The following is a 26,855-nucleotide window of genomic DNA, read 5'->3' on the forward strand; positions in this document are numbered from 1 at the left end:
ACCGCAATACGGCGCGATGACGTTTTGCTCAAATTTATGGCTTTGGCAACGGTTAGAATGAGGTGATTTGTTTCGGAGCCCATAAGAATGGCTCACAAAAAGAAACAGCCGCATATTTAATATATGCGGCTGAATATCTGGCTAGGCCACTATCGGCCTGCCGAAAGCAGATGATCTAGTGCTTGGTTTCATCGGCTTGAGAGGATTTGATCTTTTCAATCTGCTCTTTCAAATGGAGTTTTTTCACCTTCAGTGCATTGACGCGCATTTGGTCCGGCATAGGACTCGCGCTTACGTCCGCAATCTCTGCTTCCAATGCGCCGTGTTTACGCTGCAATGAATCAAGATGGCTTGATATAGACATATAAATACCTCCAATTGTGAAGTTGATAACATTAAAAGGCTGTCAGAAAATCTCCCGTTTGTCGAACCATTCTTAGTAGGATTTTATATTCCTTCAATCTATGATAAAGGGACATTTAACAGTCGCCGAACACAGCAAGTTACGCAGGGAAATCTTATGTCAGATCAGGATCAGGCTGAACTGCGCTTGTCTCATGCCCGTCTCAAAACAGAACATGCCGATTTCGATGCTGCCATCACGGCCATGCTGGCCATGGGCTGTAATCCACTGCAAATCCAACGCATGAAGAAGAAAAAACTTGCGATAAAGGACAAGCTTAAGCAGTTGGAAGATGAAATTTTACCAGATATTATCGCTTAAAGCCAGAAAGACCGCCTCTTATGACTGAAAACAAAGTCGCGATCATTATGGGCAGCCAGTCAGATTGGCCGACCATGGAACATGCCGCCAATATGCTGGATGATCTGGATATTGCCTACGAAGCGCGCATCGTTTCGGCACACCGCACCCCCGAACGCATGTATGAGTTTGCAAAATCTGCCAAGGATGATGGTTTCGCGGTTATTATTGCCGGTGCAGGCGGCGCGGCGCATCTTCCCGGTATGACAGCCGCTTTAACACCGCTTCCTGTTTTCGGTGTCCCTATTCAAAGCAAGGCACTGTCCGGCCAGGATTCGCTGCTTTCCATCGTTCAGATGCCTGCCGGTATTCCCGTCGGCACTTTGGCAATCGGCAAGGCAGGCGCGATCAATGCCGCCCTCCTCGCGGCAGCGGTACTGGCCATTACAGATGAAGAATTGGCCGACCGCCTTAATGACTGGCGCGATGCCAATTCTGCCCGCGTTGCCCAATATCCTTCAAGCGAGAGCTAAGCCATGACCATGCCCCTCCCCGCCGGTTCGACAATCGGCATTATTGGCGGTGGTCAACTGGCCCGCATGCTGGCTCTTGCAGCAGCGCGTCTGGGCTTTAAGACAGCCGTACTGGAGCCGCAGGAAAATTGTCCCGCCGCACAAGTCGCCAATGTTCACATTCAAACAGCCTATGATGATAAAGAAGGCCTGGAAAAACTTAGCCAACTCAGTGACGTTATCACTTATGAGTTTGAAAATATTGATGTTTCCGCTTTAGAAAAGCTTTCATCGGATATCGATGTTTATCCAAGCGCACAAGCATTGCGCATTTCCCAAGACCGCTTGGTGGAAAAAACATTTCTGCAAAAATCAGGTCTCAATACTGCGCCGTATCGCGACATCGATAATGCGCAAACCCTGGAATCTGCTCTTCAAGAATTTGGCGAGCGCGGTATCTTGAAAACCCGCCGTTTTGGCTATGACGGCAAAGGACAAATCCGCTTTTCCGGCAAGCCGGACGATATGTTACCTGCTGAGGCGATAGAGGCGTTTGAAGGCGCACCGGCTATCCTTGAAGGCTTCGTCGAATTTACCTGCGAAATCTCTGTGATTGCCAGCCGCGGACAGGATGGCAATGTGTCCTGCTTTGAGCCTGCGGAAAATATCCACAAGAACGGCATACTGTTTTCTTCCACTGTTCCCAGTTCGGTTTCTGAAGCAACAAAACAAAACGCGATTGATGAAGCAACACGGCTGATTCAGGCGCTTGATTATGTTGGCACATTGGGGCTGGAGTTTTTCGTCATGCCGGATGGCAGCCTGATTGCGAACGAATTTGCACCGCGCGTGCACAATTCCGGTCACTGGACCGAGGCGGCCTGTAGTGTTTCCCAGTTTGAACAGCATATTCGCTGTTGCATTGGCTGGCCACTGGCTAAACAGCACCGCCATAGCGACTGCGTTATGGAAAATCTTCTTGGCCACGATATCGAAAAACTGGTCACTCTTGCCGGTGATCCAAACATTGTTTTGCACAATTACGGGAAAGCTGAAGCACGCGAAGGTCGAAAAATGGGGCATTTTACGCAGCTTGCGACTCGTAAATAGCGGTAAATTTACCTATATTTCGGGCCAGACCGGTTGACATGTACCATCAAATATATGTATCCACCGACAACTGAATTCTGCGCGCCCACCGGCGCGTTTTTGTTTGGCTTGACACAAGTCAACTAAACCAAGACAGAGCAAAGAACATGAAGATTAAAAACTCGCTCAAAGCGCTAAAAGCCCGTGACCGCAACAACCGTTTGGTTCGTCGTAAAGGTCGTGTTTACATCATCAACAAGCAAAACCCGCGTTTTAAAGCACGCCAAGGCTAATTTGCTGTTCAGATAGCCGCAAAACACAAAGTTTCGCGGCGATCACAATTATTTGCATTTGACGAAGCGCATCTAAACCATAGATTGGTTTTATGCGCTTTTTTGCTTTGTCATCGTCGATCTACTTATCACTGCTGGTTTTAACCGGCGGAAGCCTCGCTCACGCGCAGGAAATGGATGACGGTATAATACAGCCCTTTGATGAAGAGTTAGAGCCGGTTCAACCGTCTGATGATTCGATCATACCGCAAGTCGATGATGTCCCCCCAGCCAGTGAGGCCGTAAAATCAGAGCGTGAAAAACGCATTGATGATTTTTTTGATCGCTTGAAAAAGACACGTTCGCCCGGCGCGGCAAAACGGCTGGCAAACAATATCTGGTCCGAATGGTTTCGCTCCGGCAGCGCCAGCATCGATCTTTTGATGGAATGGTCCGATGAAGCGACCAAACGCAAGGACTACCACATCGCCCTTGATCTCCTCGACCAAGTGACAACACGGCAACCGGACTATGCTGAAGGGTGGAACAGACGTGCGACACTGCACTTTATTATGTCCAACTACAATAAATCTATGGCGGACATTCAAAAGGTTCTGGAGCTTGAGCCGCGCCATTTCGGCGCACTGTCAGGCATGGCCAATATTTTAGAGCGCTCCGGCAACAAACAAGCCGCGCTCGATGCCTGGCAGCGTGTCCTTGAAGTCTATCCGGCCATGCGTTCCGGACAAGATGCCGTCATTCGCCTTTTCGATGAACTGAGCGGCGATCCGGTCTAATCAGGAGAACAGAAACTATTTATCCGGTCAAAGCGTTCCTGATTGTCCAATCCATAAAAAAGTGACTGATATGAACATTATATATGCCCTTGTCTTCTTTCTTGTGGCGCTATTTTTTGTGCTCGCCGGCATCACACGCTTAGGCGTTTGGAAGATCGAACGTGCCAATCCGCCAGTGGGCGAATATAAAACCGTCAACGACACCAAATTGCACTATGTCCATATCAAGAATGAAGGAAGTGCAGATTTGCCGCCGATTGTCTTTCTTCATGGTGCCAGCGGCAATCTGCTCGACCAGATGTCCATCTATGGCGATGCATTGAAAGGCCGTGCCGAGATGGTCTTTATCGACCGCCCCGGCCACGGCTATTCCTCGCGCGGCCCTTCATCCAATGATCGCCCTGACGGGCAAGCGGACACCATCGCAGCATTGCTGGATAGCCTTGGCATTGAAAAAGCGATTATCGCGGGTCATTCATTCGGCAGTGTTGTCACACTCAGCTTTGCGCTCAACCACGCAGACAAGACCATTGGCACATTATTGATGTCACCTGTCAGCCATCCCTGGCCCGGCGGCGTGAGCTGGTATTACAATTTAACCGCCATGCCCGTGATCGGGCACATTTTCACCGAGACGTTAGCCTTACCGGCCGGACGGCGCCAGCTTGCAGGGGGGACGGCATGCGTTTTTGCGCCAAACAAGCCAACACCCGATTATACGGACGAAACCGCTGTGCGTCTGGTTCTGCGGCCTTATCACTTCCGCAACAATGCAACCGATGTTGCAGGGCTTCATGATTTTGTCAGCGAAGTTTCACCGCGTTACAGCGAGATAAAAACACCGGCAATTATTGTGACCGGTAACAGGGATGCGATTGTCCTGCCGGAAATCCACTCCCGCGGCCTTAATGCCGATATTGAAAATTCGACACTGGTCTGGATTAACAATGTTGGCCACAAGTCGGACCATGTCGCTCCAGATATTATGATCGCGGCGCTGGAAAATCTGGCAGGTGCTTCAAACGATCTGATGGCGATGCGCGATGCGCTCGAAGCCAAGGTCGCCGGCGATTCTTACGGTCCTGTTGAGAACTGTTTCGACAATGAAGAGTTCCGCGACAAAATCCGCATGGAGCTTGAACAAAAAACGGTCACAGACAGTTAAGCCTGCGACCGTAAAAAAGGTGGTTGCCAATCCGCTTAGATACCGGAAAGGCCGTCCGATCCGATATAGGCAATGCGCAACATATTGGTTGAGCCGGGTGTGCCAAGCGGAACGCCTGCCGAAATGATGATACGGTCACCGGGTTTGGCAAATTCCTCGTCATAGGCAATGCGGCAAGCCAGATCGACCATATCATCCAGATCAGTCGCATCACGCGTGACCACACAATAAAGCCCCCACGTCAGCGCTAAGCGGCGTGCGGTCTCCACCACCGGAGACAGGGCAATGATCGGCACCGCCGGACGTTCGCGCGCTGCGCGCAGGCCAGTCGTACCCGATGAGGTAAAGCAAAGAATTGCACTAAGATCGAGCGTTTCGGCAATCTGGCGCGATGCAGCGGAAATCGCATCGGAGCCGGTTGCTTCCGGCGCCGAGCGCTGGGCATTAAGAATACCGGGATAAGTCGGATCTTTTTCAACTTTACAGGCGATCTGCGACATCGTGCTGACCGCTTCCACAGGATAGTCGCCAGCCGCCGATTCAGCTGACAGCATGACAGCATCAGCGCCTTCAAATACAGCGGTTGCAACATCCGATACCTCGGCGCGCGTTGGCACAGGTGCCGAAATCATCGATTCCAGCATCTGGGTGGCAACCACGACAGGCTTGCCGGCAACACGGGCTTTGCGTGTGATTTGCTTTTGAATACCCGGCACTGCTTCCAGCGGCAGTTCAACACCAAGATCGCCGCGCGCGACCATAACCGCATCAGAAAGTTCGATGATCTCGTCAATGCGCTCAACAGCCTGCGGCTTCTCGATTTTCGATAGAAGGCCAACCTGACCTTTTGAAATTTTACGCACTTCAGCCAAATCTTCAGGGCGCTGAATGAACGACAGCGCCACCCAATCGACAGATTCTTTTAAAACCGCTTCTAGGTCGGCATGGTCTTTTTCTGTCAATGCGCCTGTAGGAAGCGTTGTATCGGGAAGGCTAACGCCTTTTTTGTTCGATATTTTGGTACCGGAAACAACCTTACAGGTGATCGACTTGCCGTCGGTTTCTTCGGCAATAAGGGATAAACGTCCGTCATCAACCAGAAGACGGTGGCCGGGTTGAACCGATTCCAGAATTTCAGGATGCGGCAAATGCACCCGCGTATTATCACCTTCGCCCGGATTGTCATCCATGACAAAGGTCTGGCCCGGCTCAAGTTCGACACTACCGTCTTTAAACATGCCGACACGCAGTTTCGGTCCTTGCAAATCGGCCAGAATACCAATCGGCCGTTCAACTTTTTCCTCAACGTTGCGGATTTTTTGAACCAAATCCCGCATCATATCATGGCTGGAGTGGCTCATATTAATGCGGAAAACATCCGCACCGGCTACGTATAGCTTCTCGATCATCTCTTCGCTATTCGAAGCAGGTCCAAGAGTGGCAAGTATTTTAACTTTGCGACCGCGTTTCAATAGGGTTCCCCTTAATAATTACTGTGCATTTGTATTCGTGTTCGTATTTTCGGATTGCTGCGCTTCATCGATAAGTTGAACCATCCAGCTTTGCTGGTTGCCGGTATCATATTCGCGAAAACCGGACCGTTGAAAACCACGTGCAAAGCAATCATTCACGCCGGTTATCTTAAACTCACGCTCTGCCACACACATGTTGACAGGGCCGTCCCAGCGGCCACCGCGCAGCGCATCTTCCGCATAAAGATAGTAATATCGCGATGCGAGCGGGCCTTCGATCAGCGTTTTGCATTTGGTTGGCTCCACATGCCACCAGCCCTCGGTAATCCAGCCGGTTCTGGCTCTGTAGCCTATGGAGACACCCACCAATTCCTGTGTTGCGTTGCAAACACGAAAATCAGCGCGCGCTGTCGTGGTTGCGGCAAAGGTGAAACCGGCACTTACCCCAACCACAATCAATGTGGCAGCAAGTGCGTTACGCATATAACTATGGAATCGTCCAAACAAGTCGTGCATTATCCAATTTATACCGACAAAAAATCAAAATTCTACCGGTTCGATATCGTTACTGTTTTTGGCATGGCTGCGTGACAAGTCAATGCAATTTTAGCAATTGAGTGTATTCACCAACGGAAATTCTACTTTGAAATTCAAGCATTCGCCTTGAATGAACAGCCAATGGCAACAATATTACGGGCAGCAACAAAAGGGCATCAATTATGGTCGACTTGTCAAAACAACAACAAACCGAACTTGAAGCGGCAGCCTTTCGCCGTCTGGTGTCACATCTTCGTTCCCGCTCCGACGTGCAAAACATCGATATGATGAATCTTGCCGGTTTCTGCCGCAACTGCTTGTCCAACTGGTACAAAGATGCCGCTGAAGCCGAAGGCATTGAACTGGACAAAATGGAAGCGCGGGAAATTGTCTACGGTATGCCTTATGAAGAATGGCGCGACAAATACCAGACCGAAGCAACTCCAGAGCAAAAAGCCGCTTTAGCCCAAAAGGCGGCAAAGCACGACTAGAGCATGTCAGGAAAAGTGGGAACCGGTTTTCCGCCCGGACATGCGGCAAATCAAAGGGCTAGAGCGTGGATGCGTTTCAGTGAAAAGCAGACACGCTCTAGCCTTCGTCGTCCCAGCTGAAATTGTCCGCACGGCCGGGCTGTGCGGGCGGCGGAACACCGTCTTCCACAAGGCGCTGGCGCACAGATTTGGCGATCAACGGATTGTCTACTACCGGCTCGCGTATCTCCAATACATCGCCCAGCAAAATACTGCCCCCGTCAAAATCGGGATCATCAATCGCTATCGGGTTTGTGCGTTGCAGATCGGCCTCCGTCTGCAAAGGCGGCAATGTCAGCAATGGCACATTTTCCGTTGCAAGCGAGGTTAACAGCGGCGAAGCTGCATCACCGAGCAATTGCTTAAGCTGACGTTCGACATAAAACGCCATTTTGCGTTTGCCTGCGGATGTAAAATTAATCCCGTCATTGGCGCGCAGACGCACCTGCTGCCCTTTAATGTCAGATCCGGTCGTGATGAAATTGCCCGCTTCATCAACAAACCCATCCCAGATATCAACGAAATACCCACCGGCAGCTTCAACCGCCTGCCGGTAAATCTCGTTAAACGTCAATATGTCCGCCGACATTGAGCGGAACCGGAACGGCGGACTTCCCACCCACATGACAGGCGTATTGGTGTTGCGTATTGCCGCGATCAGCGCGTTCACGCGCGAAACATATTCCGCTTCCCATTCAGGAAGCCCGACTTTTACCGATTTGTTTCCAATCCGCATAATCTGACGGTCGTTGGAGCCCAGCATGACGACAACAATCGCTGGCTCAACCTCTGCAATGATGGCAGGTATTTCTTTGGGCCAATCATAAAAATCATCGCGCACGAGACCGGAAGAACCATTAGTGCGCGTTTCCACGATAACATTTGCAACATCTTCAAAGGCTTCGACCAAACCTTCACTCATGCCATCGGCGGTAAAATCACCAATAACGAGAACTTTGCGGGCATTTTCCGCTTTTTCAACATCCGGCGTTGAACCAGCCGAAGCTGTCACGGCGGCCCTTTGCGTGCTGCGCGCGGCAGGTTGCGCGCGTTTTTTGGTTGCTCTGCGTGGCGCAGCGCTTCTTTTATTCGCCTTGGGAACTGTCTGAATATTTTTATTCGGCGCATCTTTGCGCTTGAACAATAAATCAAAAAGCGTTTTCGGCCGCTCCTGCGCCTGTGCTGGAACGGTAAAGCCCAATGCGCTGAATACCGGCACGGGCACAGCCTTTTGCGCAACGGGCAAAAATAGCGTTGCGCAAACAATCACACATAAAATCTTTGCCAAGTGCCGTATGCCAGGCACAAATGATTTCACTACTGGGACCACGAAACCCGCTCTTGCTAAGTTAGGTTACGCCGCTATCTGCGACGTAATGCACTTAGCACTTCCAGCGACGGATATCCATCCTGCGCCAAACCATAACGCGATTGAAACGCTTTGATTGCCGACCGTGTTTGCGGGCCCGGCTTGCCATCAATGGCACCATCATAAAAACCGCTGCGCTGCAAACGCAATTGCAACTCTTCGGCCTCTGCGACTGAAATGCGGGTATAAGGCCGCGTCCAATCCTTGCTTGGCGGGCCAAAGCCCGCAATCTGATCAGCCAGCAGACCAACGCCGAGCGCATATTTATCAGCATTATTGTAGCGCTTGATCACGTAGAAATTTTTCACCATCAAAAACGCCGGTCCGTCACGGCCCTGAAGAACTTTAAGCTCGGCATTGCGCGATGGTGCAGGAAACGGCTTGCCGTTTGGACGCCGAAGACCCATCTGTTCCCATTTTGCAAGGCTAAGTGATCCGCCCGGAAATTTGCGGCCCTCAGGCAGCGACACTTCATAGCCCCATGTCTGGCCGGATTGCCAACCGTTTTTACGAAGCAAATTAGCGGCGGTGTAAAGAGCATCAGGAATCGAATTCCAGATATCTGCACGTCCATCTCCGTCACCATCAACGGCAAATGCCTGATAGCTTGTCGGAATGAACTGCGTATGTCCCATGGCCCCAGCCCATGAGCCGGTCAGACCGTTCAGTGGCACATTGCCATTTTGAACAATTTTCAGTGCGCTGATAAGCTGCGAGCGTGCAAATTTCGCGCGTCTGCGATCAGCATAGGCAAGTGTTGCAAGCGCGCGCGGGACATAGTGCAAGCGCTCGGGATCTTTAAGTGCCTCGCCATAACTGGATTCCATAGACCAGATTGCCAGCACAATGTTACGGCTGACACCCATGCGGCTTTCAATCTGATCAAGCAAACGCTTATATTTGCGCGCCATGGCCTGACCATTGGCAACAGTGCGCTCGTTCACGCGGCTATCGATATATTGCCAGGCCTGATCTTTAAATTCGGGCTGGAAACGCGCCTTGCGCAACACTTCGCTATCCGGTGTTTTCACATTGGCAAAAGCACGGTCATAAATCTGTGTCGAGACACCGTTTTTAGCGGCAACACTTCTAAAATCACGTATCCATTGTTGAAATCCCGCATCGGCAAATGCAGGTGTCGAAATCAGGGTGCCTGCGCTGATGAGTGTCGCTGCCGCACCGATCATTAAATTACGTCGATCTAACATTTTCTTGCTCCCGGATATATCAAACATATATCTCAACTCGTTTTTACGCACATAAGTGGACAAAATTCGGCAACGAATTATCGCTGCAATCTCAACCCGACAAAACCGCTGGTCGTGTTTTCATGCGACGCAGCATCTGAAGTGAATGTCTTTTCGTGACGCACACGGCCCGTAAGAGCGACAAAGCGATTCAGATTATACACCAAGCCCAGCTCACCGCTAAGCGTCTTTTCATCCAGTTCGGCACCGGTAAAAGCTTCATACTCTGCGCCGAGTGTGGCCGTTGCCGTCAAATTCGATAAAATGCGGTGCTGAAGGCCAAGCTCGGTTGCATAAAGAATTGAGCCGGCCACATTTTCATTGCCGCTGTTTTGGAACGATGTGCTTGTTGCCCATGTCACATCGGTACCGCGCAACGGAGACCATGTGAATTCCGCATCAATTGTCGCGCCATGAACATCATCAAACCGCGCATCGGCAAGATCTTGCCAGCCATAACCGACAGCAATCTCACCGCTCAATTTCTCGCCCATATCAATTTCGGTGCCAAGACGTAGGCCATAACGTGTCGCATTGCGGTCAACACCGGCGCTATCAACGGCTTCATCCATAACCCGCTGTCCGTAATTAAACTCAACAAACGGCGACAATACGCCCGACAACGCATAGCCGCCACGCAGTGTAATGTCATAATTGGTCGAATTCAGGTCGGATTGAGAGATCGTGCGGCCATCGCTCAAGCGTGCGGCGCTATATTCCAAACGCTGGATGGCAGCGGTAAGCGCGGCTGTAACACCGCCAAAATCATGCGCGAGGGCCGCTGACCCGCCATATGATCTGGTCGTTGGGTCATTGACACCGCGCACACCAGGAAACAGCACAGGATCGATTGCATCAAAATAATCCGCCGATTGCGGATCATCGCTCGATACATTGAGGCGGCCGCCAAGCGTTAAAGTCGTCGAATTTGTTATATCAAGGCGCAAGCTGGCATCGGCATCATAAACCGGATCATCTTCTTCACCGGTAAGCTGTGTCGGAATTGATCCACCCAAATCCAATTGTAAAGCGTGGCGGCTCCAGTCGGAATTGACCAGCAAGCGCAGCGAGCTTTGAAGCGCGCTCTGGTCGCTCGTTGATTCTCCGATGCCGCTGCCGCTATTGAATTTGGTTGTTGTTCTTGTTGCTGAATAGCCGATCTCGACAGAGGGACGAAATGTAAAGTTTCCGAGCCTTATTCCCTGCGCGGCATAAGGATCGCCTTCATCAATGACGGTGCCTTGGTCAACGCCGCCTACCGGCCCGATACGCTGCGTTGTATCAACAGGTTCAGCAAGCAAGTCATCCGCATCTGCATTTTCATCAATAATTGCTTCGATCTCATCCTGATTCTCGATAATCAGAATATCGTCGTCAGCTTCCTGCGCGCTTGCGGGCAGGATCACCGTGGAGCAAAGCATACAGGCCAACAAGACGCGCAAGGCATATGGCCTACGCATTCCGTAATCGGCAATTTGACTGTATTTCTCGCACATAATGACGCGCCGGACCCTGTTTAGCTTAATTAGAAGTAAACAAGAGCGGTTAATGAACTGTTGATAAAGGTGCCAATCGGCATCAGTTTCAGTGGAAATTTTGTAGATTCTCGCGTGCCGCGACTTACCGCATGGACAAATTCTTACCGGTAACGTAGCCCTCAGAAAACGGGAAAGAAAAATATGGCAAATTCGTCCGAGCACATGGGCATCGCTTCAGCACTGCGAACACTGAATATCGAAAAAGCTGGGCTGGATGCTGTTACCGATGCGCTTGAGAATGGTCTGGGCGAACCATTTTCCAAGGCGACCGGACTGCTCAAAGGCATAACCGGCCGTGTTATCATTTCAGGTGTAGGCAAAAGCGGTCACATCGGCTCGAAAATTGCCGCCACACTCGCCTCAACCGGCACGCCTGCCTATTTCGTTCACCCTGCCGAAGCCAATCATGGCGACTTGGGCATGATTGCACGTGACGATGCCATTATCGCCTTGTCATGGTCAGGTGAATCGCGTGAGCTAAGCGGTATTCTGCATTATTCGAGACGCTTCGAAATTCCATTGATTGCTGTCACATCCGGCGTCAATTCAACGCTGGCCAAAGAGGCCGATATCGTTCTGGCCTTGCCGAAAAGTGAAGAGGCCTGCCCGCACGGTCTGGCACCAACGACATCGACCATCATGCAAATGGCACTCGGCGATGCGCTTGCGGTGGCCCTGCTTGAAGAGCGCGGCTTTACAGCGACAGACTTTGAAAAGTTTCACCCCGGCGGCCAGCTTGGTGCCAATCTGAAACGGGTTGGGGAAATCATGCACACCGGCGATGAATTACCGCTGGTAGAAGCAGGCACCCATATGCGCGAAGCCATCATCACAATCAGCCAGAAAAGCTTTGGCTGTGCCGGCGTGCTTGCAAAAGACGGCACACTGGCGGGGATTATTACCGATGGTGATTTGCGCCGTCATATTGATGGCGATTTGCTATCCATGTGCGTGGACGATGTGATGACCACCAATCCCAAAACGATCACACCGGATCATCTGGCTGCAACGGCTCTGACCATTGTCAATGAATCCAAAATTACAACCTTGATGGTTGTGACTGACAAGAAACCGGTTGGTATCGTTCACCTGCACGATTTACTGCGTATCGGCGCTGCCTGATTAGATCCAAGCGACTTATATCCAGCCTTGCAACTCGCGGCGGACCATCGTTTCGATAACCCTCATCCCGCCTTCGCTGTCGTTCAGGCATGGAATATGTGTGTAGTGATGACCACCGTTTTCTTCAAAAATCTCCGCGCCCTCTCCTGCTATTTCTTCCAGTGTTTCAAGGCAGTCTGAAACAAATCCCGGATTGATGGTCGCGACTTTGGTAATGCCCTGTTTTGGCAGCGCTGCAATCGTCTCATCGAAATAGGGTTGAAGCCATTCTTCCGGTCCGAAACGGGACTGGAAAGTGGTCATTAGCTTGCCTTTTTCCCAGCCAAGACGTTCTTCCAGAAGGCGCGACGTTTTCAGGCATTGGCAATGATACGGGTCGCCCTTTTTAAAATAACTAAGCGGGATACCGTGATAAGATGCAATCACACGCTCCGGCTCCCAATCCAGACCTGCCAAATGGTTCTCAATCGACTGCGCAATCGCCTCGATAAAAACCGGCTCATCATGATAGGACGGCACAGTGCGAAGAGCCGGCATGAAGCGCGTTTTCATCAACGATTCAAACACTTTATCATTCACCGTTGCCGTTGTTGCCGCCGCATAGTGAGGGTAAAGCGGGAAAGCGACGATCCGGTCACAACCCTGATCGCGAAGCGCCGTAATCTTCTCGTCAATTGACGGTTTGCCATAGCGCATCGCCCAATCAACGATCACGTTTTCATGCGATTTTAATGCTTCGCCCAATTTGTCAGACTGCGAGCGGGTGTAAGTGCGCAAATAGCTTTCATCCAGCTCATTGTTCCAGATTTCAGCGTAAGCCTTACCGACCTTTCCCGGCCGTGTATTAAGAACAATACCGTACAGGATTGGATACCAAAGCGCCTTTGGCCACTCAATCACGCGCTTGTCGGTCAAAAATTCCTGCAAATAACGGCGCATGGATTTAAAATCCGTACCGTCCGGCGTACCCAGATTGACGAGCAGCACTCCCACCTTGTGGATTTTGACAGTGGGGTGATCCGCAGGCAGCGGACCTACCGCTTTGGCTTGTTCAGGCTCAATCATTTGGGGCATTTCATTTTATTATCGCTTTAACACTGAGCGGTAAAATAGACTTCAGAGCCAATGTTTCAATGCGTCAAAATGGTTCCTGTAAAAAATGAAACCCCGCCAGGCAAAACCTGACGGGGTAAAAACAGAAACAAGAAAAGCTTATTTCGGTACGTTTATTGTCGCACCAATTTTCAAATCACCGGCATTAAGCTCAGGATTTGCTTCTTGAAGCTTGGTGAACATTTGACCGTTACCGTAAAACTCTGCGGCCAAATCCCAGAGGGTATCACCGGCAACGATCGTATGGGTTTTCATTTCCATAGTCTCTTCAGCCATTTCCTCTTTCTTCATGTCTTCTTCAGCCATTTCAGCTTCGGCAGACGCTTCTTTTTCCATGGTTTCGCCCTCGGCCATTTCGGCCTCAGGTGCTTCTTTTTCCATGGCTTCGCCTTCAGCCATTTCCGCTTCAGGCGCGGCCGCTTCAATTTGAGGACCGCTTGAGGCCAGATCGCCGGCACCTAGTTTTGTTTCAGGAACCATCACTTCTGCCTCGGCTGTCGCTTCGGCTTCAGCCGCTGGCGCTTCTGCTTCGCTTGCAGCTTCGGTTTCGATAGCCGGACCGGATGATGCCAGATCACCGGCGCCCAATTTAGTTTCCGGAACCATAACTTCAGCTTCGGTTTCTGCTTCAGCCTTCATTTCCGGCTCGGCAGCAGCTTCGTCTTCGGGCTTTTCCATTTCAGCTTTTTCCATAGAGGCAGCCGCTGAAATACGACCATCGGTGTAAGGCGTATATGGATTGTTTTCCGCAAGATAGTCAGCAAGAACCTGTTCAAGGCCCGGACCAAAGTCATAGGCTTTGGCCGCATCGACAAACATGCTGTAGCCGTCACCGCCATTACGCACATAATTGTTGGTTGCAGCCAGATATGTCGCATCAGGGTCAAGCGGTGAGAAATTACCTTCTCTATCCGCAACCATTACGTCAGAGATACGGCTGCCCGGTTCAGCATCCTTGTCGAAGGTGAATTTCATACCTGCAACCTGCGGAAAACGTCCTGCGCCTTCCTCGATCTGACCGACACCATTTTCAAGCGCTTCCAGAATATCTGCGCCTGTGGTCTCGAATGTCGCAAGTGTGTTCTGGAACGGTAGCACTGAAAGCGCCTCGCCCATCGTTACTTCACCGGCATCAATTGACGAACGCAAGCCGCCGCCGTTTGTGATGGCAAACACAACACCTTGATCTTTTGTCCGGTCGAGCATTGCATCGGCAACTAGAGTACCCATCGCACACTCACCGGCGCGGCACACATCGCGGCTGCCTTCGATCATCTCGGTGGTTTCGCCGATAACCTGCGCTTTCAGTTCCTCAATTGGACCGCCAAGCTCTTTCACACGCGCAAGAACATCAGCATTCGGCTCAACCGATGCATCCAGAAGATGAGGATCGCCGCTGGCAGACGTAACATTGCCCTCATCGTCAAAGACAACCTTCAGCTCACCCAAATATTTTGAATAGGCATAAGCCTGAACGATTGGTACGTCTTTACCAGACGGGTTTTTAACGTTCACGGGGTAAGTATCCACCGCATTTTCATCCGTGTTGGAGAGCAGCGTATGGCTGTGACCGCCAACGATCACGTCAATGCCGTCAACAGCAGCGGCAATTTCCTTATCGCGCGGCAGACCAACATGGGAAAGAAGGATAATTTTATTGACGCCCTGCTCTTCCAGTTCGGCAACAGCGCCCTTCAAATAGCCCACTTCGTCAAGAAACAGCACGTCTTTGCCCGGCGAAGATGTTTCGTCGGTATCAGTGGCCAGAACAGATAGGATACCGACTTTTTCGCCGCCTACTTCTTTGACAATATAAGGGGTTAGACCACCTTCAATGCCGGTGCTTGCGCCGGCAATTGTGTTGCCTGAGATCACAGGGAAGTCGACATTGCCGAGAAACTTTTTAAGGCCTTCAGGACCATCATCAAACTCATGGTTGCCAACGGCCATGGCATCAAAGCCCATGCCGTTCATAAATTCGGCAGCCGCATCGCCCTTATAGGTAATGTAGAACAAAGAACCTTGGAACTGATCGCCTGCATCTAGCAAAAGGACATTTTTGTCCTCGCCGGTCAAAGCATCGCGCCGCTCGTCAATTTTGGTTTGCACACGCGCAACACCGCCGAAACACTTGCCTTCGGCTTCATCTTCAGCACCGCAAGTTGAATCATATTTATTGATGGACTCAATACGTGAGTGCAAATCGTTAATATGCAAAATATTGAGTTCATAGTCAGCAGCAGCGAAGCTTGTGCTCAACGCTAACGCCGAAACACTCATCGCAGCCAATGCAGCAATCTTTTTCATGATAGTCTCCCTTAAGTCTTATCCATATCGCGATGTTATGTTCTGGCACCGCGATATCAAAATACCGTAATTCAATGTGGCAATGAATCAGGTCGTTCGTCAACGAAGAAACGCCGCCCGAACAAACAAAATCCCGGATACTGTCAGTATCCGGGATAATGAAATAAAACTGTTATAATAAAATATAGCTCTGATCAGGCTTATGCGCGTGTGAGCGAGAAGTTCAGACCTGAGTCATTTGTGCAGTTCATTGTTGTTCCACCGGCAACCAACAAGCAATTTGCGACAATCGTTTTTTGCTGAACGCTGGAATAGGACGAAATCTGGATCGTATTATTGCTGATGTAGCGGTAATTGCCATCCGCAACCTTATTGCCGGTATCAGCGGCTGTTCCGACAAAACTGCCATTGCCGAAAACATAAGAAGCCAATGTGCCCTGATTCCAGTTACCTTCGGCAAATGTTGGACCTGCAGGACGCGGTGGCGGCGCAGAAGGCCCTGCCACGACACAGCCACTCAACACAATGCCGGCAACCGCAATCGCCGCAGTAGATTTCAATATCCGCATCTTTTCTACCTTCTAAAACTCTATGAGACTATTCTATTAAATCAATTTTAACTAAATCAACAGCGAAATTTATCAAACAAAAGCCTATGGTTAACGCCTCATGAACCATAAACGCCTCTCTAGGGCGTCTATGGGGCACAATTATGAATGCTGTGAAATCAGGGCCTTAACACTGATCAAACAGTCAAACATTTAGAACGTCAGAGCGCGGTCTCCATCGGCATCTTTGATGCGTGTTGGCAGGCCAATTTCATTGAGAAGACCCAAAAACGGCTTAGGATCAAGATCCTCAACATTGGCCATTTCACCGACATCCCATGTACCGTTCGCGATTAACATCGCAGCAGCGACGGGTGGCACACCGGCGGTGTAGGAAATGCCTTGGCTGCCAACTTCGTTGTAAGCATCCTTGTGATCGGAAATATTATAAATGAAAACTTCCGCTGGCTTGCCGTCTTTTGTGCCTTTCACAAAATCGCCGATACAGGTCTTTCCGGTATAATCAGGCGCGAGGCTCGACGGGTCAGGCAGAACGGCTTTCACGACTTTGAGCGGAATAACTTCCTGCCCTTCAGCGGTTTTCACAGGCTGCTCCGATAGAAGACCAAGATTTTTCAGCACCGTGAAAACATTGATATAGTGATCGCCGAACCCCATCCAGAAACGCACATCGGCTTCCGGATAGCGGTTTGACAAAGAATGAACTTCATCATGGCCGGTCATATAGGCCTTCTGTTTGCCGACAACCGGCAGGTCGTACTCATGCCCGACCTCGAACATCTTGTTCGACTGCCATGCGCCATTTTGCCAGCTGTAAACAGTCCCGGTAAATTCGCGGAAGTTGATTTCAGGATCAAAATTGGTCGAGAACCATTTGCCATGTGAGCCGGCGTTAATATCAACGATATCAATGCTTTCCACACTATCAAGATATTCGTCAGCCGCCAGACGCGCATAGGCGTTAACAACGCCCGGATCAAAACCAACGCCCAAAATTGCCGTTACATTGGCGTATTTACAGGCATCGCGGCGCTTCCATTCATAATTGCCGTACCACGGCGGCGTTTCGCAGATTTTGTCCTGCTCCTCATGGATAGCAGTATCCATGTAAGCCGCACCGGTTTCGATACACGCCTCAAGAACACTCATATTCACGAATGGCGAACCAACATTGATAACGATCTCGCAGCCGGTTTCCCTGATCAGCGCGGCGACAGCGGCCGTATCGGTTGCATCCAGCGCATGCGCTTTAAAAACGCCATCAACTTTCATCGCTGATTTTTCGTGAACAGAGGCAATGATTTCATCGCATTTGGAAACCGTGCGGCTGGCAATATGCAAATCTCCAAGCACATCATTGTTCTGCGCACATTTATGCGCGACAACTTGGGCAACACCGCCCGCACCGATAATCAAACAGTTCTTTTTCAACGCTCAAATTCTCCTTTTGAGGATTACAAACGGCCTTAGCCGTGGCTGCTTTCAAATTCATCGTAGCCAAATTCACGGCACAGGGTCAAAGAACCATCCAGTTCCCTGATAACGATGGACGGCATTTTAACGCCGTTAAACCAGTTCTTTTTAACCAGCGTGTAACCGGCGGCGTCACCGATCGACAGCCGGTCGCCAATTTTAAGCGGCTCTTTGAACGAGCGCTCGCCAAAAACATCGCCAGCCAGACACGACTTGCCGCAGATCATATATTCATGATCACCTTCGCTCTCTAACGTGGCGCTTTCACGGTAAATCAGCAAATCAAGCATATGGGCTTCAACCGAACTATCAACGATAGCCAGTTTTTTCTCGTTCTCCAAAAGGTCAAGAACCGTCACTTCCAGACTAGCCGTTCCGGTGATGGCCGCTTCACCCGGCTCAAGATAGACCTGCACATCAAACCGTTCGGAAAATTCTTTCAGGCGTGCCGCCAGCTTGTCGAGCGGGTAGCCTTCGCCGGTAAAATGAATTCCGCCGCCAAGGCTTACCCATTCCAGCTTGGCAAGAAACGAGCCGAACTCGCCCTCAATGCGCTCTAACTGCTGGGAAAATTTCTCGAAATCATCATTCTCGCAATTATAGTGGATCATAACGCCGCTAATGCGGTCGGCATAATGATTGAGCGTGTTAACGTCCCACTCGCCCAAACGGCTGAAGCGGCGTGACGGGTCCGCCAGATCAAAGCCGGATGTCGAAAAGCCCGGGTTCAAACGCAAGCCGCGCTTGATGTCCGCAGTTTTTTCATCGAAACGCTCAAGCTGACCGGCCGAATTGAAGATGATTTTATCGGCATATGTAATCGCCTCATCAATTTCATGATCGGCCCAGGCTACGGAATAGGCATGGGTTTCCTTGCCGAATTTCTCGCGTCCGAGTTTCAATTCGTAAAGGCTGCTTGAGGTCGTGCCATCCATGTGGCCGCGCATCGTGCCGAAAACCGGCCATGTGGCAAAACATTTAAGCGCAAGCAGGCACTTTGCACCCGATGCCTCACGCAAATAATCCATCTTGGCCATGTTGGCAGCAAGCTTGGACCGGTCAATCAAGTAATAAGGTGTTTGCATTCAAATTCCCGCTCAAGCCCTGACTTTGATCAGCATAAAGGCGACCAATGACACAATCTTATGACAAATGAGCTTTTGGGTCAGCCCATTGAATTAAGATGTCCATGTAGGCGATCGCGCACGCCGCGCAACCCCTTATAATCAAGTTGCGCTTCGTTAAGCGCCATAAGTTGCATATTAAGGTCGCCAACAAGATGCGGGTTGCGCTGCAAAGCCGCCAGCGGATCAACAAAAACACCGATGGTGAACAGAATATCTGTGCCCCCGGGCAGCTTGGTCAATGTTTGCATCTCGCCGCGTAAAAACAGGCGCGCCAAATCTTCCATATCCGCAAAGTCGCCGTCTTCCGGCACCGGTAAATGCAGATCATCAACCGAATGGAGCGACCAGTTATGCCGGTCGACCGTTGCGCCAATCTGCAACCCGTCAAACATGCGCTCGATGATTTTCGCCTTGCGTGTTCCTTCAGTAAATCCGGGAACAGGCGCGTGGACCTCGGCCATGATTTTCCCGATCTTGTCGCGCATATTCCAAGCAGACGGGAAACAGACGCATCCGCAGGACAATTGCCAGCCATCGGCAGTCTTGCTCATGATCACAAGGTCATCGGCAACCAGCTTGGAGGCCGTAAGAAGCGATGGTTCTGTCGCATCAATCTGAACGCCGCATTGCCCGCCATCAGCCAATACACGGATATTATTTCCTGCTTTCTGGTAGGTATCGGGAAATGTCGTCAAAAGATGTTCACTGACAAGCTCGAAAACCTGTTCTTGAGCAGCTTCTGTGCCGCCAATATCGGCAAACACCAGATCAAATTCGGCATTTAGCAATGTCGATTTTTCAGCCAGATATGCGCCCATTCCTTCAAACGGGCGCAACCAATGAGCATCGCGCTCCTTTGGTGCGACGCCAATTTCAAATGCCTTTGGCAACGCGGCCAATTGCGGGGAACGATCACGCATTATCAGTGCCGGACCTAGTCTTCCATCGCTTCAAGCTCATCGATAATCTCTTCAATGACGCTGAGGCCTTTTTTCCAGAACTCAGGATCAGAAGCATCAAGGCCAAATGGTGCCAGCAATTCAGAATGATGCTTGGTGCCACCGGCACGCAGCATATCCATATATTTATCCTGAAATCCGCTCTCGGCATTTTGATAAACGGCATAGAGCGAGTTCACCAGACAATCACCAAATGCATAGGCATAAACATAGAACGGTGAATGGATGAAGTGCGGAATATAGGCCCAGAAGTTCTCATACCCTTCATTAAGCTCCACCGCCGGGCCCAAGCTTTCCGCCTGCACTTCCATCCAGAACTGGCCAAGCTGTTCTGATGTGATTTCACCCTCACGGCGGGCTTCATGCACTTTGCGCTCAAACATGTAAAACGCGATCTGCCGCACGACCGTGTTGATCATGTCTTCGGCTTTTTGCGCCAGCATTGCCTTGCGTTCACGCTTGTCCTCAACCTTTTCAAGCATAAAGCGGAAGGTCAGCATTTCACCAAACACGGAAGCGGTCTCGGCCAGCGTTAGCGGTGTGGACGCCATCAACGCCCCCTGCTCACCCGCAAGAACCTGATGCACGCCATGACCAAGCTCATGCGCCATCACCATCACATCACGTGGCTTGCCCAGATAGTTGAGCAGCACATAAGGGTGAACGGACGGGACACAGGGATGGGAAAATGCGCCCGGCGCTTTGCCTTCGCGCACCGGCGCATCAATCCAGTTCTTATCGAAAAACAATTGTGCAATATCCGCCATTTCAGGCAAAAATCCGCTATAGGCTGCAAGCACCGTATCTTTCGCATCATCCCAGGCAACAACGGCATTGGGCGTTTCCGGCAATGGCGCATTGCGGTCCCAGGCATTCAGTTTATCCATGCCCAGCCATTTGGCTTTCATCGCGTAATAGCGGTGTGAAATACGCGGAAAGCTTTCGCGTACAGCCTCTACCAGCGCATCGACGACTTCGCGCTCAACACGATTGTCCAGATGGCGGCTGTCAGCCACATCCTCGAACCCGCGCCAACGGTCAGAAATTTCCTTATCCTTGGCGAGCGTGTTGGTAATCAGCGTAAAGACGCGGATGTCATTGCCAAACTTCTTTGCAATCGCCTCGAATGCTTTTCTACGAATGTCGACATCCGGCTCCTGAAGCAGATTAAACACGCGCTCCGACGTCAGTTCCTTGCCATCGACATTAAACCGCATTGCGTTGGAGGTTTCATCAAACAGACGGTTAAAAGCGCCGCGGCTGGTAAGGGACTTTTCATGGAAAAGTTGCTCAATACGGTCTTCCAACTGAAAGGGCTTGTCCTTGCGCAAATCCTCAAGCCAAGGTTTGTAATGTGCTGCAAGCTCGTCGCTTGATATTGCTTTTTGCAATTGCTCGTCTTCAAGCAGGTTGAGCTCAAGACCAAAGAACAAAAGATGCGAACCGGCATCTGTCAGTTTCTGCTGGGCATCGCCGTAAAACTTTGCCCGTGCAGGATCGGACGTGTCACTGGCGTAAAGCAAACCGGCATAAGAGCCGATACGTCCGACAATCTCTTGAATTTCTTCGAACCGTTTGACCGCTTGTCCCAACTTTCCGTTGGCGGCAGCCACAGCCAGCTTGCCTTTCCAGGCTTCTTCAAATTCCGCACTATCAGTTTTGACCTTTTCAAAATCGGCTGCCAGCTCTTTGGAATCCAGCGACGGATAAAGATCCTCCAGCCGCCAGAGCGGCAGGCTGGCTTCATCAAGCGTGTGCGCACCGCCCTCAGCGGAAGCTGCCCATTGTTGAGATTTCATATTTTCAATCACATCTTGTGCCATGAGCGACATATTTTCCTGTCCAGCGGACCCGAGCAGAGAAGTACCTGCAATTTTACCGTTTAAATTAGGGCTGTCTTTAGCCGTTTGTGCCAATTTGATGGTGAACTTCAAATTCAGCGTCGAATCCAAGCTTAAGGACAGAATTTGTCAACGCAAGCCACCAAATCCACGATTTTAATTGTCGATGATGATCCGGTTCAGCGCCGCGTCTTGCAAGCTGCGATTGAAAACATGGGATATCTGACTTGGTGCTGTGAAAACGGCGAGACCGCCATTGATGCTCTGTCAGGCAATCATGCAACTGAGGTTGCTGCTATTGTTCTGGATTTGATAATGCCGGGAATTGACGGCCACGGCGTTCTGACGTTCATGCGTGATCATGAAATACAAAAACCTGTTATCGTTCAAACGGCACAAGGCGGCATGGAAACGGCGGTCAAAGCGATGCGCGCAGGCGCGTTTGATTTCGTTATCAAGCCTGTTTCTCCCGAACGTCTGAGAACCTCCATAAATGACGCGCTTAGAATTGAAGCGGTGAAACGCGCCCCGAAAAAGCAGCATATTGAAGCAGTTTTCAATCGCACAAATACGCAAAAGATAATTGCGTCCAGCGATAAAATGAACCGTGTTGCCGAATTGGTCGAACGCGCTGCAGCCAGCGACATTCCTGTTCTAATTGAAGGGGATTCAGGTACCGGCAAGGAGTTAATTGCCAAATCAATTCAGGCAAAGAGCGACAGATCATCCAAACCGATGGTGATCGTCAATTGCGGTGCCATCCCCGAAAATCTGGTCGAAAGCATTTTGTTCGGCCATGAAAAAGGAGCCTTTACCGGCGCGACCGAAAAACATACGGGCAAATTCGTTGAAGCGAACGGCGGCACGCTATTTCTAGACGAAATCGGTGAATTGCCGCTCAGCGCTCAAGTAAAGCTGCTACGCGCAATTCAGGAAGGCGAAGTCGAGCCGGTTGGCGCAAACACCAGCCGGAAAGTTGATATCAGGCTTATTTCGGCAACAAACCGCGATCTGATTGCGGCTGTTCGCGAAAACCGGTTCCGCGAGGATCTGTATTATCGTCTTAATGTATTCCCGATTTTGGTGCCGCCACTGCGCAACCGCCGTGGAGACATTAGAGCTTTAACCGAGCATTTTATTGCCCGTCACAATGCCGGTCAGCAAAGCTTTACCGCGCGCAACATTACAGATGCCGCGATTCATTTGCTTGAGCGTTATGACTGGCCTGGCAACATACGTCAGTTGGAAAACACGATTTTCCGCGCGATGGTGCTGTGTGACCGCGCCACGCTCGACGTACAGGACTTCCAGCATATTCAGGCACAAATGGATATGCCCGCTGCCGTAGAAAGGCAAGCACAGGCAAAGGTAGTTGACGCCCCTGACCTGGCGCCGGAATATCCGGTGGGCAGAAGCGATAATGATATAGCTTCCGACGACATCGATAGTGAACTTTCAAACATTGAAAACTTCATGATCGACGGCGAAGGCCATATGCGTTCATTGTCGGAAATTGAAATGCTCGCCATCAGGCATGCCATCGCCCATTACAGCGGTCAAATGAGCGAAGTTGCAAGGCGTTTGGGCATTGGCCGTTCGACGCTTTACCGAAAGCTCAAAGAGTATGATATCGAGCCGGATGCGCTGGTCTAAAGACCGTCCGGCGTTAAGTATCTGCTAACCATAAATCAAAAACCGGCTAAAACGGCATCTTTTGTCATTGTTCCACCGCATTTGCGGTTGATGACAGTGTTCGGGATGGACTGTTGATGCTGGACTTTGGACACAGACCCTCTATGTAATTTCTAGCGTTTGCAATTGGAAACTCACAATGGCACAACGCTAAGAGCCGGTTAACCATAATGATGTATTCAGTTCTGGTTATAACAACTAAGAGCAGCGTGCCTTGATTTTTGATCATATGTTTAAAAACCAAATAACATCTATGTCTGGCAGAAATTTTCTGACCAGATTTGTTGTTGTGTTCGCCATTTCAGTTCTTGCGGCAACCAGCTTTGCGCCTGAAGCATCGGCCGAAACCCGCTCTTTGAAGCTTTATTATATCCACACGAAAGAAAAAGCGGAGATCGTCTATAAGAAGAATGGGCGGTACGTTTCCAGCGGTTTGAATAAGATCAACCGTTTCTTGCGTGACTGGCGACGTAACGAGCCGACAAAAATGGACCCTGCGCTGTTGGATTTGGTGTGGGAAGCTTATCGCGCTTCCGGTTCGCGCAATTATATACATGTTGTTTCGGCCTATCGTTCACCGGCAACCAATGCGATGCTGCGTAAAACCCGTGGTGGCCAGGCCAAAAAAAGCCAGCATATGCTTGGCAAGGCGATGGATTTTTATATCCCCGGCGTCTCCGTTAAAAAACTTCGTGAAATCGGCTTTAAACTTGGCGGTGGCGGCGTTGGTTATTATCCGCGCTCCGGCGTGCCTTTCGTTCATTTGGACACAGGTAACGTCCGTGCATGGCCACGCATGAGCCGCGGTGAATTGACAAGACTCTTCCCGCGCGGTGGCACATTGCATTTACCGCCGGACGGCAAACCCCTGCCCGGCTATGACAGAGCAATGGCAGCTTACAAAGCACGCAAACGCAATGGCGGCGGCCCTGTAATCGAAGATAAGAAACGCAGCGGCGGTCTGCTAACAGCACTGTTTGGCGGACGCGACGAAGAAGAGGATAATGCGGAAGCAGCAACAGCAGTTGCCGCGACGCCTAAAGCGGCGGTGCGCCCGCAAGCAGCGCCGAAACCAGCCGACACGCCGGGAACAGTTCTTGCGGCTCTGCCAACACGCGCTTTGCCGGTACCATCTTCTGCGCCTAGAAACCGCTCGATTGAAAGCGCGGTCCCTGTCGCCATTTCTGCGGCAGCCCCGGTTCCAGAGCCAACACCTGAGCCACAGGCTGAAATTGCCAGCGCCCCTGAACTGCCGACATACGAAATTCCCGTTCCGGTCACCCGTCCGAACGTGTTGATTGCGCGCGCTGATGCGCCCGTTAACAGACAATCGGCACAGGATTTGGAGAACGCCTTGGCGCGTGCAAACCAGCCTGCACAAGCTGAACCGGACGTCACGGACGGCAATGCTGCTATTGCCGCTGCAATAGACAGCAATGTCAATGCCGCCGAAGAGCAGACAGAACTTGCCTATGCAATCCCTGTACCGACACCGGCACCGGAACGTGCTGCGCCTGCAGCAGAAACGATCGAACTTGCAAGCCTTCCGGCGCCTGAAAAGCCGCAGAGAATTGATGAGCCTGCCAAGGCAATTACGCAGGCTGAAAAATCGACGCAGGACGACACCACCGTTGTTGCCTACGCTCCACCGAACCGTGGCATAAATCTACCTTCAGCAACACCGAAGCCGCTTGCTGAAGAAAAGGTAGAACCTGCTGCGGCCGCTCCGGCTCCGAAAGCAAAATCCGGCCGCGTAGCAAAACAGAAAGAAGCTGCCACAGACGAAACATTGACAGCGTCGCTCAACGTGTCCGAAGAAGTTACGACAACGCCGAAGAATGCGCGTCCGAAAGCAAGCGATACAAATATCGTTGCCGCACCATCGGCAAAAATCGTTCCGGTTGATCAAATCGACCAGTCCCGATTCGGCTCATGGTCCACGGCCAGCGCATCAATCACGCAGGATGGCCGCGCCAGCGAACGCCCTGACTTCATTCAGAACGCCACAAGAGCGGTTCCAAGCGTCGTATACACATCGGGCTTTTCCAAAGACCCGCCGCCGGATACGAACTCATTCAGCGGCAATGCAGTGACATTTCTTGCTGTTGCCAAATTTGAGGGCGGATCGGGTTCCGGTGACGGTCGCGGCGAACCGCTTCAAATCCGCGTACCCAACTAATTTCGGATTTCAAACAAACAAAAGGCTGCCGATTGGCAGCCTTTTTTCATTCTCACGAATAAAAGAATTATTCGTCGGAAGGCGCTGTATCCGCAGGCGCCATACCCAGAGCATGCAGGTAAAGATCCAGGATCGCTTCATGTTCCAAACGCTCGTTCATGTCCTGCTTGCGAAGGGACACAACTTTGCGAAGGACTTTAACATCAAAGCCGTTGCCTTTGGCTTCTGCATAAATTTCTTTTATGTCATCCGCGATTGTTTTCTTTTCTTCTTCAAGACGCTCGATCCGCTCGACAAACGCCCGAAGCTGATCACTTGCGACACCTTGAATATCAGACATATTGGAAACTCCACTGGAAAGATTGAAGGCCTGATTTGCCGTAGCTCACTGGTCGGGTCAAGCAAAAACAGAAGAAATTTTAAACTTCAGAAAAAGAGCATTCACGGGAACAAAAACGATTGTCTCCGCATTGAGCAACAAAGGCGCTTATGCGCCCAAATTTGTACTGGAGTTCAAAATGACATTATCAAGCAACAAACGTTTACCCGTTTCTATCGCAGCACTGCTGCTGACATCCACCGCAGCATATGCCGCCGACGCAATTGACCCAATCCCCGAACCACAGCCAGTATTTGAAGAGCCGGTGCCTGAGCGCTTCTCTTGGACAGGCGGCTACTTCGGCGCCACGCTCGGTTATGGTTGGGGAAATGCCGACATCCTGGATGGTACAGGTGCACTGGTCACCTCAACGGATCCTGACGGCGTGATTGCCGGCGGCTTTGCCGGTTACAACTACCAGTTTGCAAATGGTGTCGTTATCGGCGGTGAAGCATCCGTCGACTATTTCGGTGTGAGAGAGGACCTTGGCGCCGGCGCTGAATTTGAAGGTGAGTATCTTGCCACGATCGGCCCACGCCTCGGTTACGCATTTGACCGCGCTCTATTCTACGTTGAAGGCGGTTATGCCCGCGCAGGCGCTCAGTTGAACCAAGGTGGTGCGACCGGCGATGCGGAATTTGATGGTTACTACGCAGGTGTCGGCATGGATTATGCCGTTACCGACAATGTATTTGCCGGTCTGAAATATAACTACCATGATTTTGGCGGCGATGACGTGTCAGTCGGCGGCGCACCATTTACGGTCGATGACTTCGACACCCATACTGTTAAAGCACGTGTTGGTTTCAAGTTCTAATAGAAGACTTGAGCATGTATCAAAAAGGGCAGCTTCAAGCTGCCCT

The 26,855-nt window shown here is 50.9% G+C and carries 25 protein-coding genes; 11 read left to right on the forward strand and 14 right to left on the reverse strand.

The window, feature by feature from the left end; genetic code table 11:
• Window positions 1-175 precede the first annotated feature (175 nt).
• A complete protein-coding gene (locus SU32_RS14385) occupies window positions 176-364 on the reverse strand; it encodes a YdcH family protein (RefSeq protein WP_054000074.1) in 189 nt (62 codons plus the stop codon).
• 156 nt (window positions 365-520) lie between these two features.
• Here SU32_RS14385 and SU32_RS14390 point away from each other — a divergent pair, with 156 nt between their 5' ends.
• The 6 genes from SU32_RS14390 to SU32_RS14415 all read left to right on the forward strand — a co-directional run bounded on the left by SU32_RS14390 (window position 521) and on the right by SU32_RS14415 (window position 4,538).
• On the forward strand, window positions 521-724 hold the full coding sequence (locus tag SU32_RS14390; protein WP_054000075.1) for a YdcH family protein: 204 nt from the start codon (window positions 521-523) through the stop codon (window positions 722-724).
• A 20-nt stretch (window positions 725-744) separates the two neighbouring features.
• Complete coding sequence (gene purE, locus SU32_RS14395) at window positions 745-1,236, forward strand: 5-(carboxyamino)imidazole ribonucleotide mutase (RefSeq protein ID WP_054000076.1); 492 nt, start codon at window positions 745-747, stop codon at window positions 1,234-1,236.
• Window positions 1,237-1,239: 3 nt separating this feature from the next.
• Window positions 1,240-2,325, forward strand: a complete 1,086-nt coding sequence (locus tag SU32_RS14400; RefSeq protein ID WP_054000077.1) for a 5-(carboxyamino)imidazole ribonucleotide synthase — start codon at window positions 1,240-1,242, stop codon at window positions 2,323-2,325.
• Window positions 2,326-2,471: 146 nt separating this feature from the next.
• On the forward strand, window positions 2,472-2,597 hold the full coding sequence (ykgO, locus tag SU32_RS14405) for a type B 50S ribosomal protein L36 (protein WP_054000078.1): 126 nt from the start codon (window positions 2,472-2,474) through the stop codon (window positions 2,595-2,597).
• Window positions 2,598-2,689: 92 nt separating this feature from the next.
• Window positions 2,690-3,373: a tetratricopeptide repeat protein gene (locus tag SU32_RS14410; RefSeq protein WP_201454964.1), complete on the forward strand. Its 684-nt coding sequence runs from the start codon at window positions 2,690-2,692 to the stop codon at window positions 3,371-3,373.
• Between the two features lie 70 nt (window positions 3,374-3,443).
• On the forward strand, window positions 3,444-4,538 hold the full coding sequence (locus tag SU32_RS14415; protein ID WP_054000079.1) for an alpha/beta fold hydrolase: 1,095 nt from the start codon (window positions 3,444-3,446) through the stop codon (window positions 4,536-4,538).
• Window positions 4,539-4,573: 35 nt separating this feature from the next.
• On the opposite strand, the gene pyk is transcribed toward SU32_RS14415, so the two are convergent.
• Window positions 4,574-6,010 (reverse strand): pyruvate kinase, encoded by a 1,437-nt coding sequence (gene pyk, locus SU32_RS14420; RefSeq protein ID WP_054000080.1) that lies wholly within the window; start codon window positions 6,008-6,010, stop codon window positions 4,574-4,576.
• A gap of 18 nt (window positions 6,011-6,028) precedes the next feature.
• The gene (locus tag SU32_RS14425; RefSeq protein ID WP_054000081.1) at window positions 6,029-6,493 is read right to left on the reverse strand and encodes a DUF1036 domain-containing protein; all 465 of its coding nucleotides are present in this window, start codon (window positions 6,491-6,493) and stop codon (window positions 6,029-6,031) included.
• Between the two features lie 236 nt (window positions 6,494-6,729).
• On the opposite strand from SU32_RS14425, the gene SU32_RS14430 reads away from it, so the two are divergent.
• The gene (locus SU32_RS14430) at window positions 6,730-7,038 is read left to right on the forward strand and encodes a DUF1244 domain-containing protein (protein WP_054000082.1); all 309 of its coding nucleotides are present in this window, start codon (window positions 6,730-6,732) and stop codon (window positions 7,036-7,038) included.
• Between the two features lie 97 nt (window positions 7,039-7,135).
• Here the strand turns inward: SU32_RS14430 and SU32_RS14435 are convergent, their stop codons facing one another.
• From SU32_RS14435 to SU32_RS14445, 3 genes are all read right to left on the reverse strand, one after another.
• Window positions 7,136-8,365: an SGNH/GDSL hydrolase family protein gene (locus SU32_RS14435; RefSeq protein WP_054000083.1), complete on the reverse strand. Its 1,230-nt coding sequence runs from the start codon at window positions 8,363-8,365 to the stop codon at window positions 7,136-7,138.
• Between the two features lie 74 nt (window positions 8,366-8,439).
• Window positions 8,440-9,654 carry a lytic murein transglycosylase gene (locus SU32_RS14440; protein ID WP_054000084.1) on the reverse strand — a complete coding sequence of 405 codons (1,215 nt, stop codon included), beginning with the start codon at window positions 9,652-9,654 and terminating at the stop codon, window positions 8,440-8,442.
• A gap of 77 nt (window positions 9,655-9,731) precedes the next feature.
• Entirely contained in the window at window positions 9,732-11,189 is a 1,458-nt protein-coding gene (locus SU32_RS14445; RefSeq protein WP_054000085.1) for an outer membrane beta-barrel protein, read from the reverse strand.
• A 183-nt stretch (window positions 11,190-11,372) separates the two neighbouring features.
• On the opposite strand from SU32_RS14445, the gene SU32_RS14450 reads away from it, so the two are divergent.
• Window positions 11,373-12,353 carry a KpsF/GutQ family sugar-phosphate isomerase gene (locus tag SU32_RS14450; RefSeq protein ID WP_054000086.1) on the forward strand — a complete coding sequence of 327 codons (981 nt, stop codon included), beginning with the start codon at window positions 11,373-11,375 and terminating at the stop codon, window positions 12,351-12,353.
• 15 nt (window positions 12,354-12,368) lie between these two features.
• Here the strand turns inward: SU32_RS14450 and hemH are convergent, their stop codons facing one another.
• The 7 genes from hemH to SU32_RS14485 all read right to left on the reverse strand — a co-directional run bounded on the left by hemH (window position 12,369) and on the right by SU32_RS14485 (window position 21,700).
• The gene (hemH, locus tag SU32_RS14455) at window positions 12,369-13,427 is read right to left on the reverse strand and encodes a ferrochelatase (RefSeq protein WP_054000087.1); all 1,059 of its coding nucleotides are present in this window, start codon (window positions 13,425-13,427) and stop codon (window positions 12,369-12,371) included.
• A 138-nt stretch (window positions 13,428-13,565) separates the two neighbouring features.
• On the reverse strand, window positions 13,566-15,773 hold the full coding sequence (locus SU32_RS14460; protein ID WP_054000088.1) for a 5'-nucleotidase C-terminal domain-containing protein: 2,208 nt from the start codon (window positions 15,771-15,773) through the stop codon (window positions 13,566-13,568).
• A gap of 200 nt (window positions 15,774-15,973) precedes the next feature.
• Window positions 15,974-16,342, reverse strand: a complete 369-nt coding sequence (locus tag SU32_RS14465) for an Omp10 family outer membrane lipoprotein (RefSeq protein WP_144421157.1) — start codon at window positions 16,340-16,342, stop codon at window positions 15,974-15,976.
• Between the two features lie 192 nt (window positions 16,343-16,534).
• Window positions 16,535-17,773 (reverse strand): saccharopine dehydrogenase family protein, encoded by a 1,239-nt coding sequence (locus SU32_RS14470; protein ID WP_054000090.1) that lies wholly within the window; start codon window positions 17,771-17,773, stop codon window positions 16,535-16,537.
• A gap of 35 nt (window positions 17,774-17,808) precedes the next feature.
• Window positions 17,809-18,900, reverse strand: coding sequence for a carboxynorspermidine decarboxylase (gene nspC / locus SU32_RS14475; RefSeq protein WP_054000091.1), 1,092 nt, complete (start codon window positions 18,898-18,900; stop codon window positions 17,809-17,811).
• An 80-nt stretch (window positions 18,901-18,980) separates the two neighbouring features.
• Window positions 18,981-19,862: a heme-dependent oxidative N-demethylase family protein gene (locus tag SU32_RS14480; protein ID WP_054000092.1), complete on the reverse strand. Its 882-nt coding sequence runs from the start codon at window positions 19,860-19,862 to the stop codon at window positions 18,981-18,983.
• 14 nt (window positions 19,863-19,876) lie between these two features.
• A complete protein-coding gene (locus SU32_RS14485; RefSeq protein ID WP_054000111.1) occupies window positions 19,877-21,700 on the reverse strand; it encodes a M3 family oligoendopeptidase in 1,824 nt (607 codons plus the stop codon).
• A gap of 168 nt (window positions 21,701-21,868) precedes the next feature.
• On the opposite strand from SU32_RS14485, the gene SU32_RS14490 reads away from it, so the two are divergent.
• Window positions 21,869-23,395, forward strand: a complete 1,527-nt coding sequence (locus SU32_RS14490) for a sigma-54-dependent transcriptional regulator (RefSeq protein WP_054000093.1) — start codon at window positions 21,869-21,871, stop codon at window positions 23,393-23,395.
• A 292-nt stretch (window positions 23,396-23,687) separates the two neighbouring features.
• The gene (locus SU32_RS14495) at window positions 23,688-25,613 is read left to right on the forward strand and encodes a peptidoglycan L,D-endopeptidase MepK (RefSeq protein ID WP_082376790.1); all 1,926 of its coding nucleotides are present in this window, start codon (window positions 23,688-23,690) and stop codon (window positions 25,611-25,613) included.
• 67 nt (window positions 25,614-25,680) lie between these two features.
• On the opposite strand, the gene SU32_RS14500 is transcribed toward SU32_RS14495, so the two are convergent.
• Window positions 25,681-25,953, reverse strand: a complete 273-nt coding sequence (locus SU32_RS14500) for a DUF2312 domain-containing protein (protein WP_054000095.1) — start codon at window positions 25,951-25,953, stop codon at window positions 25,681-25,683.
• 178 nt (window positions 25,954-26,131) lie between these two features.
• On the opposite strand from SU32_RS14500, the gene SU32_RS14505 reads away from it, so the two are divergent.
• Window positions 26,132-26,809 (forward strand): outer membrane protein, encoded by a 678-nt coding sequence (locus tag SU32_RS14505; protein ID WP_144421158.1) that lies wholly within the window; start codon window positions 26,132-26,134, stop codon window positions 26,807-26,809.
• Window positions 26,810-26,855: the final 46 nt, after the last annotated feature.

The organism is Ahrensia marina, from assembly GCF_001293565.1.
GTDB lineage: Bacteria > Pseudomonadota > Alphaproteobacteria > Rhizobiales > Rhizobiaceae > Ahrensia > Ahrensia marina.

Excerpts from the sequence above, each read along its gene's own strand:
- SU32_RS14385 (WP_054000074.1), bottom strand. The coding sequence starts at position 364 with ATGTCTATATCAAGCCATCTTGATTCATTGCAGCGTAAACACGGCGCA.
- SU32_RS14390 (WP_054000075.1), top strand. The coding sequence starts at position 521 with ATGTCAGATCAGGATCAGGCTGAACTGCGCTTGTCTCATGCCCGTCTC.
- purE (WP_054000076.1), top strand. The coding sequence starts at position 745 with ATGACTGAAAACAAAGTCGCGATCATTATGGGCAGCCAGTCAGATTGG.
- SU32_RS14400 (WP_054000077.1), top strand. The coding sequence starts at position 1,240 with ATGACCATGCCCCTCCCCGCCGGTTCGACAATCGGCATTATTGGCGGT.
- ykgO (WP_054000078.1), top strand. The coding sequence starts at position 2,472 with ATGAAGATTAAAAACTCGCTCAAAGCGCTAAAAGCCCGTGACCGCAAC.
- SU32_RS14410 (WP_201454964.1), top strand. The coding sequence starts at position 2,690 with ATGCGCTTTTTTGCTTTGTCATCGTCGATCTACTTATCACTGCTGGTT.
- SU32_RS14415 (WP_054000079.1), top strand. The coding sequence starts at position 3,444 with ATGAACATTATATATGCCCTTGTCTTCTTTCTTGTGGCGCTATTTTTT.
- SU32_RS14425 (WP_054000081.1), bottom strand. The coding sequence starts at position 6,493 with ATGCGTAACGCACTTGCTGCCACATTGATTGTGGTTGGGGTAAGTGCC.
- SU32_RS14430 (WP_054000082.1), top strand. The coding sequence starts at position 6,730 with ATGGTCGACTTGTCAAAACAACAACAAACCGAACTTGAAGCGGCAGCC.
- SU32_RS14440 (WP_054000084.1), bottom strand. The coding sequence starts at position 9,654 with ATGTTAGATCGACGTAATTTAATGATCGGTGCGGCAGCGACACTCATC.
- SU32_RS14445 (WP_054000085.1), bottom strand. The coding sequence starts at position 11,189 with ATGTGCGAGAAATACAGTCAAATTGCCGATTACGGAATGCGTAGGCCA.
- SU32_RS14450 (WP_054000086.1), top strand. The coding sequence starts at position 11,373 with ATGGCAAATTCGTCCGAGCACATGGGCATCGCTTCAGCACTGCGAACA.
- hemH (WP_054000087.1), bottom strand. The coding sequence starts at position 13,427 with ATGCCCCAAATGATTGAGCCTGAACAAGCCAAAGCGGTAGGTCCGCTG.
- SU32_RS14460 (WP_054000088.1), bottom strand. The coding sequence starts at position 15,773 with ATGAAAAAGATTGCTGCATTGGCTGCGATGAGTGTTTCGGCGTTAGCG.
- SU32_RS14465 (WP_144421157.1), bottom strand. The coding sequence starts at position 16,342 with ATGCGGATATTGAAATCTACTGCGGCGATTGCGGTTGCCGGCATTGTG.
- nspC (WP_054000091.1), bottom strand. The coding sequence starts at position 18,900 with ATGCAAACACCTTATTACTTGATTGACCGGTCCAAGCTTGCTGCCAAC.
- SU32_RS14480 (WP_054000092.1), bottom strand. The coding sequence starts at position 19,862 with ATGCGTGATCGTTCCCCGCAATTGGCCGCGTTGCCAAAGGCATTTGAA.
- SU32_RS14485 (WP_054000111.1), bottom strand. The coding sequence starts at position 21,700 with ATGAAATCTCAACAATGGGCAGCTTCCGCTGAGGGCGGTGCGCACACG.
- SU32_RS14495 (WP_082376790.1), top strand. The coding sequence starts at position 23,688 with ATGTCTGGCAGAAATTTTCTGACCAGATTTGTTGTTGTGTTCGCCATT.
- SU32_RS14500 (WP_054000095.1), bottom strand. The coding sequence starts at position 25,953 with ATGTCTGATATTCAAGGTGTCGCAAGTGATCAGCTTCGGGCGTTTGTC.
- SU32_RS14505 (WP_144421158.1), top strand. The coding sequence starts at position 26,132 with ATGACATTATCAAGCAACAAACGTTTACCCGTTTCTATCGCAGCACTG.